This is a genomic window from Amycolatopsis thermalba (assembly GCF_003385215.1).
Taxonomy (GTDB): domain Bacteria; phylum Actinomycetota; class Actinomycetes; order Mycobacteriales; family Pseudonocardiaceae; genus Amycolatopsis_E; species Amycolatopsis_E thermalba.
Map to the genome: position 1 here is coordinate 1 of NZ_PQHW01000007.1, position 15,473 is coordinate 15,473.

Annotated in this window: 15 protein-coding genes; 9 read left to right on the forward strand and 6 right to left on the reverse strand. The window is 71.8% G+C overall.

The features are described from left to right. On the reverse strand, nucleotides 1-1,061 hold a 1,061-nt coding region (locus D0D15_RS04740; RefSeq protein WP_115944264.1), incomplete at its 3' end, for a sigma-70 family RNA polymerase sigma factor. Between the two features lie 168 nt (nucleotides 1,062-1,229). On the opposite strand from D0D15_RS04740, the gene D0D15_RS04745 reads away from it, so the two are divergent. The 5 genes from D0D15_RS04745 to purE all read left to right on the forward strand — a co-directional run bounded on the left by D0D15_RS04745 (nucleotide 1,230) and on the right by purE (nucleotide 6,262). Beyond that, nucleotides 1,230-2,051 carry a GGDEF domain-containing protein gene (locus tag D0D15_RS04745; RefSeq protein ID WP_115944265.1) on the forward strand — a complete coding sequence of 274 codons (822 nt, stop codon included), beginning with the start codon at nucleotides 1,230-1,232 and terminating at the stop codon, nucleotides 2,049-2,051. 65 nt (nucleotides 2,052-2,116) lie between these two features. Next, a complete protein-coding gene (locus D0D15_RS04750; protein WP_094006920.1) occupies nucleotides 2,117-3,448 on the forward strand; it encodes a glycosyltransferase 87 family protein in 1,332 nt (443 codons plus the stop codon). After that, entirely contained in the window at nucleotides 3,423-4,565 is a 1,143-nt protein-coding gene (locus D0D15_RS04755; protein WP_094006919.1) for a glycosyltransferase 87 family protein, read from the forward strand. Before D0D15_RS04750 ends, D0D15_RS04755 begins: the two co-directional genes overlap by 26 nt. Nucleotides 4,566-4,572: 7 nt before the next feature. Then, entirely contained in the window at nucleotides 4,573-5,754 is a 1,182-nt protein-coding gene (locus D0D15_RS04760; RefSeq protein WP_094006918.1) for a 5-(carboxyamino)imidazole ribonucleotide synthase, read from the forward strand. A 34-nt stretch (nucleotides 5,755-5,788) separates the two neighbouring features. Beyond that, nucleotides 5,789-6,262 carry a 5-(carboxyamino)imidazole ribonucleotide mutase gene (gene purE / locus D0D15_RS04765; RefSeq protein ID WP_094006941.1) on the forward strand — a complete coding sequence of 158 codons (474 nt, stop codon included), beginning with the start codon at nucleotides 5,789-5,791 and terminating at the stop codon, nucleotides 6,260-6,262. Between the two features lie 65 nt (nucleotides 6,263-6,327). On the opposite strand, the gene D0D15_RS04770 is transcribed toward purE, so the two are convergent. Further along, nucleotides 6,328-6,696, reverse strand: coding sequence for a cutinase family protein (locus tag D0D15_RS04770; protein ID WP_167481457.1), 369 nt, complete (start codon nucleotides 6,694-6,696; stop codon nucleotides 6,328-6,330). Between the two features lie 123 nt (nucleotides 6,697-6,819). Here D0D15_RS04770 and D0D15_RS04775 point away from each other — a divergent pair, with 123 nt between their 5' ends. Beyond that, nucleotides 6,820-7,854 carry a F420-dependent hydroxymycolic acid dehydrogenase gene (locus D0D15_RS04775; RefSeq protein ID WP_094006917.1) on the forward strand — a complete coding sequence of 345 codons (1,035 nt, stop codon included), beginning with the start codon at nucleotides 6,820-6,822 and terminating at the stop codon, nucleotides 7,852-7,854. Here the strand turns inward: D0D15_RS04775 and D0D15_RS04780 are convergent. Next, complete coding sequence (locus D0D15_RS04780) at nucleotides 7,851-9,518, reverse strand: class I adenylate-forming enzyme family protein (protein ID WP_094006916.1); 1,668 nt, start codon at nucleotides 9,516-9,518, stop codon at nucleotides 7,851-7,853. The genes D0D15_RS04775 and D0D15_RS04780 overlap by 4 nt on opposite strands. Nucleotides 9,519-9,615: 97 nt before the next feature. Between D0D15_RS04780 and D0D15_RS04785 the strand changes: the two genes are divergently transcribed. The 3 genes from D0D15_RS04785 to D0D15_RS04795 all read left to right on the forward strand — a co-directional run bounded on the left by D0D15_RS04785 (nucleotide 9,616) and on the right by D0D15_RS04795 (nucleotide 12,122). Further along, nucleotides 9,616-10,785, forward strand: coding sequence for an acyl-CoA dehydrogenase family protein (locus D0D15_RS04785; RefSeq protein ID WP_094006915.1), 1,170 nt, complete (start codon nucleotides 9,616-9,618; stop codon nucleotides 10,783-10,785). Nucleotides 10,786-11,035: 250 nt separating this feature from the next. Beyond that, the gene (locus tag D0D15_RS04790; protein WP_143266219.1) at nucleotides 11,036-11,575 is read left to right on the forward strand and encodes a DUF3558 domain-containing protein; all 540 of its coding nucleotides are present in this window, start codon (nucleotides 11,036-11,038) and stop codon (nucleotides 11,573-11,575) included. Between the two features lie 121 nt (nucleotides 11,576-11,696). Further along, a complete protein-coding gene (locus tag D0D15_RS04795) occupies nucleotides 11,697-12,122 on the forward strand; it encodes a DoxX family protein (RefSeq protein WP_094006913.1) in 426 nt (141 codons plus the stop codon). On the opposite strand, the gene D0D15_RS04800 is transcribed toward D0D15_RS04795, so the two are convergent. The 3 genes from D0D15_RS04800 to D0D15_RS04810 are packed head-to-tail and all read right to left on the reverse strand — an operon-like array spanning nucleotide 12,119 to nucleotide 15,396. Continuing rightward, the gene (locus D0D15_RS04800) at nucleotides 12,119-12,817 is read right to left on the reverse strand and encodes a TIGR03089 family protein (RefSeq protein ID WP_094006940.1); all 699 of its coding nucleotides are present in this window, start codon (nucleotides 12,815-12,817) and stop codon (nucleotides 12,119-12,121) included. The two genes, D0D15_RS04795 and D0D15_RS04800, sit on opposite strands and share 4 nt — an antisense overlap. A 9-nt stretch (nucleotides 12,818-12,826) precedes the next feature. Then, nucleotides 12,827-14,038: an LCP family protein gene (locus tag D0D15_RS04805; protein WP_094006912.1), complete on the reverse strand. Its 1,212-nt coding sequence runs from the start codon at nucleotides 14,036-14,038 to the stop codon at nucleotides 12,827-12,829. Nucleotides 14,039-14,091: 53 nt separating this feature from the next. Continuing rightward, nucleotides 14,092-15,396 carry an LCP family protein gene (locus D0D15_RS04810; protein WP_094006911.1) on the reverse strand — a complete coding sequence of 435 codons (1,305 nt, stop codon included), beginning with the start codon at nucleotides 15,394-15,396 and terminating at the stop codon, nucleotides 14,092-14,094. Between the last annotated feature and the right edge of the window lie 77 nt (nucleotides 15,397-15,473).

The window sequence follows — 15,473 nt, forward strand, 5'->3', positions numbered from 1 at the left end:
GGCGGGGCGGCCGGCGGGGCGGCGGGCGGGGCCGGGGGCTGCGCGGGCGCGACCGCCGGCGGTGGCGCCGGAGCCGACGCGGCCGCCGGGATCTCCTGCGTGCCACCACCCGCGGCCAGCGCGGCGGCGACCGCGGCGGCCACCGCGACACCGGACACGCCGACCCCGACGAACTGCCGCGGCCCGGCGGCCGCGACGGAAGCCGCACCACCCGCGGACCCGGCCGCGGCACCGGCGGTCGCCACCGTCGCGGCCGTCGCCTTGCCCGCGGTCGCGAGGTAGCCCAGCGCCGCGCCACCCAGCACGATCGGCGCGATGATCGCCCGCAGCGCGCCGTTGACCTCGGCCAGCGCGGCGGCCAGCGCCCGGCAGTCCGCGCACTCGTCCAGGTGCGCCTCGACCTGGGCGCGTTCCCGCTTGGACAGGCCGTCGCGGGTCCACGCGCCGAGCCGGTCGGCGCATGCGCGGCACTTGTCGGCGGACGTCTCGGCCAGGTGGACCTGCAGGTACGCCTGCCGCAGGCCCTCACGGGCCCGGTAGGCGAGTGCGGACACGCCGTTGGGCGTCAGGCCGAGCAGCGGCGCGACCTCGGCCGGGCTCTGCTGCTCGATCTCGGTGTGCCACAGCACGGCCTGCCAGCGCTCGGGCAGCGACGCGAACGCCTTCGCCGCCATCGTCCGCTCCAGCCCGGCCACGGCGGTGTCGGAGAACTGCACGGTCAGCGCCTCCGCGCCGACCGTGGTCATGTCCTCGTTGAGGTCGACGCGCTTGTCCTTGCGGGTCTTGTCGTAGGCGGTGTGCCGGAGCGCGGTGAGCAGGTACGCGCGGAAGGCGCTGTCCGGGCCCTTGCCTGCGCGCAGCGTGTCGAGGACCTTCGCGAACGCGTCGGAGACCAGGTCGTCGGCCTCGGCGGTGGACCGGGCGAGCTGCCGCGCCAGGTTGTAGGCCGCGCTGACGTGCCGTTCGTAGAGCGTGCCGTACGCGGCCAGGGTGCCGGTGCGGACGTCGGTGATCAGCTCCGCGTCGCTCTTGCCCTCGAAATCGGCCGAAAGGGTGGACACCGCTCTCCTTCATCCCCGCTGCTGCGCGCGATCAGTGTGACTGACCGGTCCCGGCCCGTCACGCAACACCTGGCCCTATTGACCCGCACGGTGTAATTCCGTCACGACGCGCCGCTTCGATCGTCACATCACCGGAACAGCGGTCGCGGGACGAGAGGACGGTTGCCAGTGGACGTGCCGGCCATGGGGCTGCGGCTCGAACCGGAGCCCGGCGGCGGCGGATCGCTGCGCGAGCTGCGGGCGCGCTGGCAGGCCGCGAGCCTGGCCGCGGGATGGCGTTTCCCCAGCGACTGGGCGCTTCCCGAGGTCGACACGGTGTGCGCGGCGATGCTGCGGAACGGCTCCGCGGAGATCCCCATCGCGAGTCTGGCCAGGGCGCGGGCCGCGGCCGGCGCCGGGCAGGACGGCGCCCTCACCGATCTGGCGGCGTTGCACGCGGTAACCACCCCTCCGGGGGAGTCCGGCGATCTGGTGAGCCCGGACGTGGACGCCCTGCCCGCCCGGCTACTGCGGGTGGCGGCGCTGGCGTGGGCCGATGTCGCGATGGACAAGCTCGCCACCACCGAGGTCGTCGACCCGCTGACCGGCCTGCCCACCGCGTCCTACTTGCGCACCCGGCTGCGCGAGCTGTACCGCCGGCCCGGGCACCAGGTGTCCGACGACCACACCCTGCTGGTCGTCTCGGTCGACCTGTCCGCCGTCAGCGGCTGGCCCCGGCTCACCGCGATGATCCTGATCGCCGAGGCGCTGCGGGTGGTGTTCGACGGCGGCGAGAGCATCGCGAAGCTCGGGCCGTCCACGGTCGCCGCCGCGGTCCCGCGCGACGGCCGGATCGCCGCGAAGGCCGTGATGCTGCGGCGCGAGCTGCACGAGCGGCTCTCGGTCGACGACCAGCTCGAACCGGTCGGCCCGCCGAAGATCAAGCTGGTCCGGCTGCCCGCGACCCACGAGTCCGCGTGCGACCTGCTGCAGCGACTCGCACGAACCTGACCCTGTGGCCGCCGGAACCCGACCCTTCCGCGCACGCTGTAGTCGTTTCGTGATTTCCTGAAAGGGTGACCCAGTCAGTGCCCGCCACCGGCGGCGAGCCGCTCGGCGAGCCGGCGCACCCGCGCCTGGCCCTGCGCACCTCGCTCGCCCGGTTGTCGGTGCGGCCGCGTTCGATCCTGCTGCTGTCGCTCGTCCCGCTGCTCGCACTCGTCTTCGGCATCGTCGGCTGGCTGTTCGACTGGCGGCTCGGCGTGGACAGCGCGGTGTACCGGGCCGGGGCGATCACCCTCCTGCACGGCGATCCGCTCTACGACGCGAACACCCTGCCGCCGGAGCCGTGGTGGGCGCTGCTGCCGTTCACCTACCCGCCGACGGCCGCGCTGCTGTTCGTGCCGCTGGCGATCCTGCCGGTCCAGATCGCCTGGGGCGTGCTGACCGCGATCTCGGTGCTGGCGATGGCGCTGGTGATCCGCGTGGCGATCGGCTCGCTGCCGACCCCGCCCGCCGTGCGCCGCTGGTGGTCCTCACCGGCCCGCGCGACGCTGGTGTTCTCCCTGGTCATGCTGGGCCTGGAGCCGGTGTGGCGGACGATCTTCCTCGGCCAGATCAACCTGATCCTGATGGCCGTGGTCGTGCTCGACGTCCTCGTCGTCACCACGCGGAACACCCGCTGGGGCGGGGTGCTGGTCGGCATCGCGTCGGCGGTGAAGCTGACGCCGCTGGTGTTCGTGGCGCACCTGTTCCTGACCGGCCGCCGCCGCGAGGCGTTCCGCGCGTTCGGCGTGTTCCTCGGCCTGCAGCTGCTGATGCTGGCGCTGATCCCGGGCGACACGATCCGCTACTGGACCAAGACCATCTCCGACACCGGCCGCATCGGCCCGGTGCACTGGGCGGGCAACCAGTCGCTCAACGGCCTGATGAACCGGCTCACCGACCTGGCGCCGTGGGCGTCGAAGGCCGCGCTGGGCGTCGCGGCGCTGCTGGCGATCCCGGCCGTGTGGCTGATGCTGCGCTTCCACCGCCGCGGGCAGGCGCTGGCCGCCCTGCTGGTCACCGCGTTCTTCGGGCTGCTGGCCTCGCCGATCTCGTGGTCGCACCACTGGGTCTGGGCCGTGCCGCTGCTGGTGCTGCTCGTGTCGCGGCTGCCGCAGACCACGCCCGCCACCGCCTGGAGGCGCTGGGTCGCCACCGGGGCGGTGGTCGCGGTGTTCATCAGCTGCGTGCTGCTGGCGCTGCCCAACGGGCGCAACATCGAGCTGCACTGGAAGTTCTGGCAGACCGTGCTGGGCAACGCCTACATCCTCACGCCACTGGTGCTGACCGTGGTGCTGGTGACGCGGTGGGCGCTGCAGCGCCGGCGGGAGCGGGCGCGTGACGACGTTACGGTCGCGGGCTGAGCCCGCCCTGGTCGGCGCCCTCGTCCTGGGCGCGCTCGCGGTCGGCGTGGCCGGCTGGCTCGCGGGCTGGCAGCTGGGCGCGGACAGCGCCGTCTACCGCGCCGGCGCGCTGACCTTCCTGCACGGCGACGCGGTCTACACGCCGGAGCGGCTGTCCACGCTGCCGTCCTGGGTGTCGCTGCCGTTCACCTACCCGCCGGCCGCGGCGCTGCTGTTCGTCCCGCTGGCCGCGCTGCCCAGCGGACTGACCTGGGGCGTGCTGGCGGCCGCGTCGGTGCTGTCGCTGGCCGTGGTGATCCGCGTGAGCGGGCGGTTCCGCGGCTGGGCGGTCGCCGGGCTGACCGTGGCGGCGCTGGGGCTGGAGCCGGTCTGGAAGACGATCTTCCTCGGGCAGATCAACCTGGTGCTGCTCGCGCTGGTCGTGCTCGACGTGCTGGTCCTGGCCGGCTCGCGCTGGTCGGGCGTGCTGATCGGGGTCGCGGCCGCGGTCAAGCTGACGCCGCTGATCTTCGTGGCGCACCTGTTCGTCACCGGCCGGTGGCGGGACGGGCTGCGCGCGCTGGGCACGTTCGCCGGGCTCCAGATCTTGATGTTCGCGCTGATGCCCGGCGACGCCGCGCGTTACTGGGCGGAGGCGGCGTTCGACCCGCACCGCGTCGGCGGGGTGTCGTGGATCTTCAACCAGTCGCTCGGCGGGCTGGTCAACCGCCTCTCGCACGAGGCGTCCTGGTCCACCGCGGTCGCGCTGGGCATCGGGGCGGTGCTCGCGGTACCGGCGGTGTGGCTGGTCCGGCGGCTGCACCGGCGTGGCGAGACGCTGGCCGCGTTGCTGGTGACCGCGTTCCTCGGGCTGCTGGTCTCGCCGGTGTCCTGGTCGCACCACTGGGTGTGGGCGGTGCCGCTGATCGTCCTGCTCGCGTCGACGGCGCGCTGGGTGTGGGCGGGCCTGGTGACGGTGTTCTTCGCCAGCTGCGTGGTGATGCTGGTGCCCAACGGCGGCGACACCGAGTTCGGCTGGGGACCGGAGCTGTTCGTGCCCGGCAACGCCTACGTGCTGGCCGCGGCGCTGGGAATCCTCGGCCTGACGGCTCGTGAGCTGCGTCTCCCCGTAATCTAGAGCCGTTATGGACAAGCGCACAGGCCTCCCGATCGTCGGGATGGTGGGCGGCGGCCAGCTCGCCAGGATGACACACCAGGCCGCGATCTCGCTGGGACAGTCGATGCGGATCCTCGCCGTCGACGCGAACGACTCGGCCGCGATGGTCGCCGGGGACGTCCAGCTCGGGCACCACACCGACCTCGACGCGCTGCGCGAGTTCGCCAAGACCGTCGACGTGGTGACCTTCGACCACGAGCACGTCCCGTGGGAGCACCTGTTCGCGCTGGTCAACGAGGGCTTTACGGTCCGCCCTGGGCCCGACGCGCTGGCGTTCGCGCAGAACAAGCTGGTGATGCGCGACCACCTGTCCGCCACCGGCTTCCCGTGCCCGCCCTACGCCGAGGTGTCCGAAGTGGAGGACATCCTCAAGTTCGGCGCCGAGCACGGCTGGCCGGTCGTGCTGAAGGCCGCCACCGGCGGCTACGACGGCCGTGGCGTGTGGATGGTCGAGTCCGACGCCGAGGCCCGGACGCTGGTGCCCGAGCTGCGGGCCGCCGGCACCGAGCTGCTGGTCGAACAGCGCGTCACGATGAAGCGGGAGCTGTCCGCGCTGGTCGCGCGCTCGCCGTTCGGGCAGGGCGCGGCCTGGCCGGTCGTGGAGACCGTGCAGGAGAACGGCATCAACACCGAGGTGCTGGCGCCCGCGCCGGGCCTGACCTCGCGCCAGGTGCACGAGGCGCAGGAGCTGGCGCTGCGGCTGGCCGACGAGCTGAACGTGGTCGGCATCCTGGCGGTCGAGCTGTTCGAGACCGACGGCGGCCTGCTGGTCAACGAGCTCGCGATGCGCCCGCACAACTCCGGCCACTGGACCATGGACGGCTCGGCGACCTCGCAGTTCGAGCAGCACGTGCGCGCGGTCCTGGACTACCCGCTGGGCGTGACCGACCTGATCGCGCCCACGGTGATGGCCAACGTGCTGGGCGCGCCGGAAACCCCGCGGATGGCGCCCGACGAGCGGCTGCACCACCTGTTCGCCCGCTTCCCGGACGCCCACGTGCACTTCTACGGCAAGGGCGAGCGGCCCGGCCGCAAGCTCGGGCACGTCAACTTCGTCGGCGGCGACCTGGAGAACCTGCGGACCCGCGCCAAGCTGGCCGCGCACTGGCTGTCGCACGCCGAATGGCCCGACGGCTACGACATCCACTGAGAGGGGAGCACGCGTGACCGACGTCGGCGTGATCATGGGCAGCGACTCCGACTGGCCCGTGCTCGAAGCGGCCGGGACGGCGCTGGACGAGTTCGGCGTGTCCTACGAGGTCGGCGTGTACTCCGCGCACCGGACCCCGCAGCGGATGCTCGACTACGCCCGCACCGCGGCCGACCGCGGCATCAAGGTGATCATCGCCGGTGCCGGGGGAGCCGCGCACCTGCCCGGCATGGTCGCCTCGGCCACGGTGCTGCCGGTGATCGGCGTGCCGGTCCCGCTGAAGTACCTGGACGGGATGGACTCGCTGCTGTCGATCGTGCAGATGCCGGCCGGGGTCCCGGTGGCGACGGTGTCGATCGGTGGCGCCCGCAACGCCGGGCTGCTGGCCGTGCGGATCCTGGCCGTGCAGGACCCGGCGCTGCGGGAGAAGATGGCCGCCTTCCAGGCCGACCTGGAACAGCTGGTGCTCGACAAGGACGCCAAGCTCCGCGAGAAGCTTCAGTCCTAGCTCGCGGTGTACTGCTTCCGCGATGAAGGCTGCGGCCTGGTCGACGCTGCCGTCCGTGGCGTAGCTCAGGTGGCCGTCTTGATCGTCTGCCCGTACAGGCCGAGCGGGTTGCCGAACGCGATCACCGCGACCACCCGGGGCGCCAGCTCGGCAGGGATGGTCTGGCCGGTGCCGAGGTAGGTGCGGATGCCGATCGCGGCGCTGGTCTGGTCGTAGCTCGCGGCGTAGTCGACCGCGTAGGACGACACCGAGGCCGAGGGCAGCGCGGACTTCACGTCGGACACCAGCGGGGTGCCGGTGATGCCGAGGCCGGGGACCTCGCCGCTGCCGCGGGCGAACACGATCTCGAGGTCCGCGCAGGCCGCGGTGGTCGCGGCGGTGCCGGTCGCCGCGGCGCCGGCCAGTCCGAGGACGGCGCAGGCGAGCAGGGGCAGGGTGCGGAGTCTCGTGTGGAGCGTTCACCGAGTGTCCCGCCATCGTGTTGGCCGGGCATCGGTGAAATCACCAGTGTCGGTGAACTCTCGGTCGGTCCGGTTTCCGCCGGGTATCCGGCGATCATGGAGTTCTCGCGCCGCACCCTGGGCATGTTCGCCGCTTCCGCCGGATTCGTCCGCGTCGAGCCGCCCGCGGCGCGAGCGCCGGTCGGGCTGGTGCTGTCGCACGAGCAGTTCCCGACGCACCGGCTGCTGGACTTCGCGCGGCAGGCGGAGGCGGCGGGCTTCGCGTTCGTCTGGGCCAGTGACCACCTGCAGCCGTGGCAGGACAACCAGGGGCACTCGATGTTCCCGTGGCTCACGCTCGCCCTGGTCGGTGAGCGCACCCGGCGCGTCACCTTCGGCTCCGGGGTGACCTGCCCGAGCTACCGGCACCACCCGACCGAGGTAGCGCAAGCGTTTGCCTCCCTCGAACTGCTCGCCCCGGGACGGACGTTCCTCGGTCTCGGGACCGGTGAGGCGGTCAACGAGCAGGCGGGCACCGGGCAGTACGGCCGCTACGCCGACCGGCACGACCGGCTGGTCGAGGCGATCGAGCTGATCCGGCGGCTGTGGACGGGGGAGCGGGTCACCTTCCGCGGCCGGTTCTTCGCCACCGACCAGCTCAAGCTGTACGACCTGCCGGCGAAGCCGCCGCCGGTGTACGTGGCCGCGCAGGGGCCGAAGAGCGCGCGGCTGGCCGGCCGCTACGGCGACGGCTGGATCACGCAGGCCGGGGCGTCCCTCGACCCGGCGCTGCGGGAGGCGTTCGCCGCGGGCGCGCGGGAGGCGGGCAAGAACCCGGACGCGATGCCGAAGTGGGCCGAGCTGTTCGCGGTGGTCGGCGACCAGCGCGAGATCGACCTGGCGGCGCAGCGGTGGCGGTTCACGGTCAAGCCGGCCGACCTGCCCAACCCGGTCGCGATCCAGGAGGCCGCGCAGGCCACCCCGCTGGCCGAGGTGGCCGGCCGCTGGACGGTGGGCACGGATCCGGCGGTCCACGTCGCGGCCCTGCGGAAGCTGCTGGACGCGGGTGTGACGCCGTTCCTGCACTTCCCGCAGGAGGACCCGGGCGTGGCGATCGAGTTCTACCGCGCCCGGGTCCTGCCGCTGCTCTAGAGCCGCTGCCGCAGCTCCCGCTTGAGGATCTTGCCCGCCGCCGACACCGGGATCTCGTCGACGAACCGCAGCTCGCGGATCCGCTTGTAGGGCAGGACGTTGTCGTTGACCGCGGACAGGATCTCCGCCTCGGTCACGTTCTCGTCCGCCCGCACGACGAAGGCCACCGGCAGCTCGCCGACGTCGGTCTGCTTGCGCCCCACGACGGCCGCCGCGGCGACGCCCGGGTGCGCGATCAGCAGCTCCTCCAGCTCACGCGGGTACACGTTGTACCCCTTGTACAGCAGCATGTCCTTCTTGCGGTCCACAATGGACAGGTAGCCGTCCTTGTCCAGCACGCCGATGTCGCCGGTGTGCAGCCAGCCGTCCACCAGCACGGCGGCGGTCTCGTCGGGCCGGTTGTGGTAGCCCGCCATCACCTGCGGCCCGCGGATGCACACCTCGCCCTGCTCGCCCTCGGGCACCGGGTCCTCGCCGCCCTCCAGCGGCACGATCTTGACCTCGGTGTCGAACACCGGCACGCCCACCGACCCCTGTTTGCGCAGGCCGGAGCGGAACGCCGGGTTGATCGTGGCGCCCATGGTCACCTCGGTGAGGCCGTAGCCCTCGGTGATCACCGCGTCCGGAAACCGCGCGGCCAGCGCCTTGAGCATCTCGTGCGGCAGTGGCGCGGCGCCGGAGCTGATGCCGCGCACGCTCGACAGGTCGCGCGTGGCCAGGTCCGGGCTCGCCAGCAGGGCCGCGAACAGGGCGGGCGCGCCGCCGATCGAGGTGACCCGCAGGCGTTCGGCGTCGGCCAGGTAGGCGACCGGGTCGAAGCGGTCGTGCAGCGTGGCCGAACCGCCGCCCATGACCGGCACGTTGAGCCCGCCGATGGTGCCCATCGCGTGGAACCACGGCGTGAGGTTGATGCCCGAGCCGGTGCCCAGCCGGGTGGGCCACTCGTCGGGGCTGCCGACCTGGTCGAGCGTGAGGTCGCCGTCGTCGTCCAGCGCCGGCAGTGATCCGGTGCCCCAGCAGGCGTACTGCAGCGTGTTGACCACGACGTTGCGGTGCGGCAGCCGGACGCCCTTCGACCGGCCGGTGGTGCCGCCGGTGTAGGAGAGGTGGGCGAGGTGGGTGCGGGTGTCGATGTCCAGGTCGGGACGGGTGTCCGGCTGGCCGTCGGCGAAGGCCTGGAACTCCACCTGGCCCTCGGCGAGCCCGGCCGGGTCGTCCGGGGCGACGACCACGACCAGCTCGACGGCGGTCTGGGCGCGGACCGCGGTGACCACCGGCGCGACCTTGCCGAGCGTGACCACCGCGACGGCGCCGGAGTCGGCGAGCTGGTGGGCGAGGTCCGCGGGCGGCAGCAGCGGGTTCGCCGGGGTGAAGGTGGCGCCGACGAGCAGGATCCCGTAGTAGGCGACGGGGTAGGCGAGGCAGTTGGGCAGGTGGATGGCGACCGTGGCGCCCGGCCCGATGCCCCGTGCCCGGAGCGCGTTGGCGAACCGGCACGCGGCGGCGTAGGTCTGGGCGTAGGTGAGGGAGCGGTCGTGGTGGGTGAACGCGGTTCGGTCGCCGTAGCGTTTCGCGGCACCGGCCAGGATCGATCCGGCGGGGACGTCGGGGTAGTCCAGCGATCTCGGGAGGTGGGGCGGCCATGACCCAGCAGTGATCGGCATCACCCCACCATAGAGCGAAGGTGCGGCCCAGAACACAATTCCGGCTAGTGAACGAGCACTAACATGGATGACGGACTTCTTACCCGCTCGATGAAAGGTGACGCAGGTGTCGGAGACCCCGGGCCTCTACCAGCTGGCCGAGGAGCACGAAGAGCTGCGTGCTGCCGTGCGTGCGCTGGCGGAGAAGGAGATCGCGCCGTACGCCGCCGAGGTGGACGAGCAGGAGCGGTACCCGTACGAGGCGTTGAAGGCGCTGAACGCGTCCGGCTTCAACGCGGTGCACATCCCGGAGGCCTACGACGGTCAGGGCGCGGACGCGATCGCGGCGTGCATCGTGATCGAGGAGGTCGCGCGGGTCGACGCGTCGGCGTCGCTGATCCCGGCGGTGAACAAGCTGGGCACGCAGCCGATCCTGCTGTCGGCGTCGGAGGAGCTGAAGAAGCTGGTCCTGCCGGAGATCGCGGCGGGGGCGACGGCGTCGTACGGGCTGTCGGAGCGGGAGGCCGGCTCGGACACCGCGTCGATGCGGACCCGCGCCCGGCTGGACGGTGACCACTGGGTGCTGAACGGGACGAAGGCGTGGATCACCAACGCCGGCGAGTCGACGTGGTACACGGTGATGGCGGTGACCGACCCGGACGCGCCGAAGAAGTCGAACGGGATTTCGGCGTTCGTGGTGCACAAGGACGACCCGGGCTTCTCGGTGGGGCCCAAGGAGCGCAAGCTCGGCATCAAGGGCTCGCCGACGCGGGAGATCTACTTCGAGAACTGCACGATTCCGGCGGACCGGATCATCGGCGAGCCGGGGACCGGTCTGAAGACGGCGCTGCGGACGCTGGACCACACGCGCCCGACGATCGGGGCGCAGGCGCTGGGCATCGCGCAGGGCGCGCTGGACGCGGCGGTCGCGTACGTGAAGGAGCGCAAGCAGTTCGGCCGCGCGATCGCGGAGTTCCAGGGCGTGCAGTTCATGCTGGCGGACATGGGCACGAAGATCGAGGCGGCCCGGCACCTGGTGTACGCCTCCGCGGCGGCCACCGAACGCGGCGACGCGCGTGCCGGTTTCATGGCCTCGGCGGCGAAGTCGTACGCGAGCGACGTGGCGATGTCGGTGACGACGGACGCGGTGCAGTTGTTCGGCGGCGCCGGCTACACCCGCGACTTCCCGGTGGAACGCATGATGCGCGACGCGAAGATCACGCAGATCTACGAGGGCACGAACCAGATCCAGCGCATGGTGATGGCGCGGGCTCTGTTGAAGGGTTGAGAGGTTTTTTGGCGGCGCGGTGCCCGGGTTGGGCGCCGCGCCGCTTCTTTTTGCGGGGGCTTCCTGCGGCAGCCAGGCACGGTTCGGCAAGCGCTGGACTCGGACGATCGCTCATCGGTCCCGGTGTTCCACATGCTGACGGCCGGTCTGGACAACCTGCGGCAAGCGTTGGACGTGGCGATCCGCAACTTTGATGCTGCCGATGATGAAGCCGAGAGGCACCTCCGGCGATTCAAGGAATGAGTGTCGAGTGACTCGTCTGTCGCGGTACATCTGCCTTCTTGCCGGTTCTGGTGCCGTCCTCCTGGCGATGGCCGGATGTTCCGAAACTGTTGCCGGGATGCCATCGCCCGCCGAAGAAGTCTCTGCCTCGCCTTCCGCCAGGTCCCCCGAGGAAGCGTTGGCCGACATGGACGCGTGCACCGTCCTCGGTCAGTTGCTCGAAGGTGAGGGATTCGCGCCCGGCGAGCGGAAGACCGCGCGCAACGAATGCCATGCTTCCAAGCCTGATTACGGGACGTATTCCCTTGCGCTTGATCCCGTTCAGGGGCTTTCGGAGTACTCAAGGCAAGTACCCGGTAGCGCTCCGGCGACCGTCAACGGCCGGGAAGCGCGCCAAGGGGAGCCGTTCGGCGCGGGGCAGGGTATGTGTGACTTCGCGCTGAAGGTCGGTGCGCATGGGCGCGCCGTGGCGACCGCGACGATGCTGCGTGCGGAACAGCGTGCGTGCGCCTGTGACGCCGCGCGGGAGTTGGCTGCCGAGCTGGAGCCCCTCCTTCCGAAGCAGTGACCACGCCTGTGGCCCTGCTCACCTGTTCATGTCCAAAATGTGGTTATTTCACCACCCGCTCACCTCGCTCCGGTACCGTCGGTGCCGCTAGTTGAAACTTCAACAAGAACGGGGAGCAGGGATGTACGACCGAGTCAAGGACGTGGCGGCGCTCGTCGGCCGGGTCGCGGTGGGTGTGGTCTTCCTCGCGCACGGCCTGCAGAAATGGGACACCGGCCTGGACGGTGTCACCACCATGATGAGCGGCATCGGCGTACCACTGCCGACCCTGTCCGCCCTCTTCGTCATCGTCCTCGAAACGATCGGCGCGGCCGCGTTCATCCTGGGCGCCGCGCTGCCCGTGCTGGGTGTGCTGTTCGCCGTGGACATGGTCGGCGCGATCTTCTGGGTCCACCTCGACGCGGGCCTCACCGGCCAGGGCGGCTACGAACTCGTGCTCGTCCTCGGCGCCGCGGCCCTCGCGCTCGGGTTCAACGGTGGGCGCCTCTCGCTGGACCACCTGCTCCTCGGCCGGCGGGCACGCAAGGCCGAACTGCAGACCGCCTAGGCGAGCAGGTCGACCGTCGTCCGTTCGGCGGCTCGGCGGTCGTCCAGCTTCGCCGGGTCCGGGTTCGAGATCTGCACCAGGTGGGCGCCGGCTGACAACGGGGTCAGCAGGCCCTCCAGCACACCCTCCGGCACGGCCCACTCCACAGTGGACAGCACCCGTGCGCCGGAACCGAGCTTTTCCGCCCGGCCACGGGCTTCCGACAGCACTTCGTCCACAGTGGAACCAGCGAGCGCCGGGGTGTCGCCGGAGATGGGGATCATCGGGCTGAAGTCGTCGCCGTAGGCGCGTGCTTCGTTGAGGTAGTCCAGCGCGCCCGCAACCGGTGCGGTCAGCCCCCGCCCCATCGGGTCCAGCGCCACGACCGCCGTGGACTCGGCGCCCTCGCCGGAACCGCCGGGCGCGACGAACGCCACCCGGGCACCCGACGGCGAAGCGACCACCTCCGCCCCGCACCACCACGCCCCGAGCAGCACCCCGGCCGTCTGCCAGTGCGCGGGCAGCACCACCGCCACCGGATCGCCCGGCTCCACGTCGAACTCCTCGACCAGCCAGTTCGCCGTCTTCGCGGCCCAGTTCGCGGTCGTCGCCACCGACAGCTCCACCCGGGTGCCCGCGGCGTCGTCGTAGTGGGTGATCAGCGGCTTCCCCGGCTGGGCCAGCAGGGGACGGAACAACGCATCGGTCAGGGACACCACATCAACCTAGTTGACGCAGGTGACCCCCGCCGGCACCGCCTGCACCACCGCGCCACCCGGAGCCGCCCCGCCGCCCGAACCGGGGCTCCGCCCGGCCAGTCCGGCGAAGAACTGCCGCACCGCCACCGGGTCGACCTCCACGATGCTCTGCTCCCCGTCCGGGCTGCGGCCGTTGATCGTGATCACCGGGATCGTCGTGAACGTGACGTCCCCGGACGCCAGCCCCTTCGCCTTGTCCGCGAACTGCAGCAGGTCGAAGTCCGGGTCGAGCACCAGCGACCGGTGCAGCGCGTCGGTCAGGTCGCCGAGCGTGCCCGGGTTCGCCAGCACCCCGGCCGACAGCACCTTGTGCAGCGCCGAGGACAGGAACGCCTGCTGCCGCACGATCCGGTCCAGGTCCCCGCGCGGCAGGTTCTTCCGCTGCCGCACGAACGACAGCGCCTCGCCGCCGGACACGGTCTGCACCCCGGCTCGGAAGTCGGCGCCGGAGTCCTTGTCCTCGGTCGCGTGGTTCAGGCACACCTCGACCCCGCCGAGGGCCTCGGTGATCAGGTAGAACCCGAGCAGGTTGACCTCGGCGTAGTGGTCGATCCGCACCTGCGTGAAGTCCTGCACCGCCTGCACCAGCGCCTGCCGCCCGGCCTGGTCGGAGTCGCGCTCGACCTCGGCCGAATCCCGCTTGCCCCGGCCCCGCAGCTCGTCGGCCTTCGCCTGCTTGGCGAGGCCGTACACCGAGTTGATCTTGCCCTGCCCGCCGCGCGGCACGTCGATCCAGGTGTCCCGCGGGATCGACACCGCGAACGGTTTCGCACCGTTCTTCGGGATCCGCACGACGATGATCGTGTCGGTGTTCACCCCGCTGGTCTGCTCGGTGCGCAGCGTCTTGAGCACCTGCAGCGGCAGCGCGTTGCCCTGCATGTCCGTGCGGGCGTCCGCGCCGACCAGCAGGATGTCGTCGCCCCCGTCGTCGGCAGGCGGCGCCGGCTTGTCCTCGGGCAGGTCGAGGGCATCCGTGGTGTGCACGTTGCCCTGCACCTCGTGGTAGGTCGCCCAGGCGTACCCGGTGGCGGCCAGCGCGACCACCGACACCAGCGCGACCACCGCCTTCCCGGTCGCGCGGAACGGGTGACGACGGCGGCGCGGCGCTTCCTCGGCCGGCGGCTCCTCGGCGGGGGCCGTCGACCGCGGGTAGGGCGTCGGTTTCGGCTCGTCGTCCATCCCCGTGTCTCCCCCCTCGTCATCCCCTGGAACCAGGTTAAGGCACCGGGGCGTCAGTTCACACAGGGCACGTCGCCCGCGGTGATGGGCGGCGGCGCGGGGGAGGAGGAGGTCACCACCGGGGTGCTCGTCGTCGTCGCGGGCCGCCGGCTCGAGGTGGGTGGCGCGCTGGACGACGTCCGGGCCGGCGACGTGGGGGTGGCCGAACTCGACGCCGGCGCGCCCGAGTCGGAGGTGAGCTGGTCGACGAACGCGTGCACGGCCTGCGGGTCGACGCGCACGACGTCCGCGCCGCCGATGGTGGCGTTGCCGATCACCGGGATGGTGCGGAACTCGATGTTGCCGCCGTTGAGCCCGCGCATCTGGGCGGCGAACTCGGGCAGGTCCCAGTTGTCGGAGAGCACCACGGACTTCTTGACGGCGGTGATGACGTCGGAGAGCTTGCCGGGGTTGGCCAGCACGTCCCGGGACAGCATCTTGCGGGCCAGCCCGGACAGGAACGCCTGCTGCCGCGCGATGCGGTCGAGGTCGCCGCCCGGCAGGTCGTAGCGCTGCCGCACGAACGCCAGGGCCTGCACGCCCTCGACCGTCTGCCGCCCGGCGGGCAGGTCGACCCCGGACTTGCGCTCCCGCACCGGCGCCTTGAGGCACACCTCGACGCCGCCGAGGGCCCGCGTCACCTCGTAGAAGCTCGCCAGGTTGACCTCGGCGTAGCGGTCGATCATGCCGGGCTTGCCGATGAACGTCTCCAGCGTGGCGATCAGGTTCTTCCGGCCGGTGACCTTGGCCTGCTCGTCGGCGGTTTCCAGGTCGACGCCCTGCTGCTGGAGTTCCTTGAACTTGTCGTTGTAGGCGTAGACGAACGCGCCGTTGAGCTTGTGCTTGCCGAAGCCGCCGGCCAGCTCGACCCACGAGTCGCGGGGGAACGAGATCGCCACCGCGCGGCGCCCGTCCTGCGGGATGTGCACGAGGATCATGGTGTCGGTCTGCTTCTCGCCGTCGGACTCGCCGGCGTGCAGCATGTCCAGCACCTCGCGGGGCAGCGGGTTGCCCTGCGCGTCGGTGCGGCTGTCCATGCCGACCAGCAGGATGTCGATCGCGCCGTCGAGCGGCACCGCGTGCAGTTCCTCGTCGAACACCTGGGTGGTGGACAGGCCGGAGTTGGGGTCGCCGATGAACTGCCAGCCGTACCAGGTGATGGTGAGCACCGCGACCGACACGAGCGCGACGACGAGCTTGCCGCCGCGCCGGGCGATGACGGCGATGCGGTGGCGCCGTCGTCTGGGAGACGGGATGGGCCGCGCGGGCCACGTCACCTCGTCCGCGGCCTCCAGGCGGGTGGTAAGCCCGTCGGTCACACTCGCTCCCTCCCAGCCCCCGACCCGGGTGAATGCCACCAGATTACTGTTCGGGTGAGTGAAGCGGCCGTGGGCTG

Bases quoted from the DNA above. Each gene is read 5' to 3' on its own strand.
- purE (WP_094006941.1), top strand. From the start codon at position 5,789: ATGGGCAGCGACTCCGACTGGCCCGTGCTCGAAGCGGCCGGGACGGCG.
- D0D15_RS04780 (WP_094006916.1), bottom strand. From the start codon at position 9,518: ATGCCGATCACTGCTGGGTCATGGCCGCCCCACCTCCCGAGATCGCTG.
- D0D15_RS04805 (WP_094006912.1), bottom strand. From the start codon at position 14,038: ATGGACGACGAGCCGAAACCGACGCCCTACCCGCGGTCGACGGCCCCC.
- D0D15_RS04775 (WP_094006917.1), top strand. From the start codon at position 6,820: ATGGAGTTCTCGCGCCGCACCCTGGGCATGTTCGCCGCTTCCGCCGGA.
- D0D15_RS04760 (WP_094006918.1), top strand. From the start codon at position 4,573: ATGGACAAGCGCACAGGCCTCCCGATCGTCGGGATGGTGGGCGGCGGC.
- D0D15_RS04795 (WP_094006913.1), top strand. From the start codon at position 11,697: ATGTACGACCGAGTCAAGGACGTGGCGGCGCTCGTCGGCCGGGTCGCG.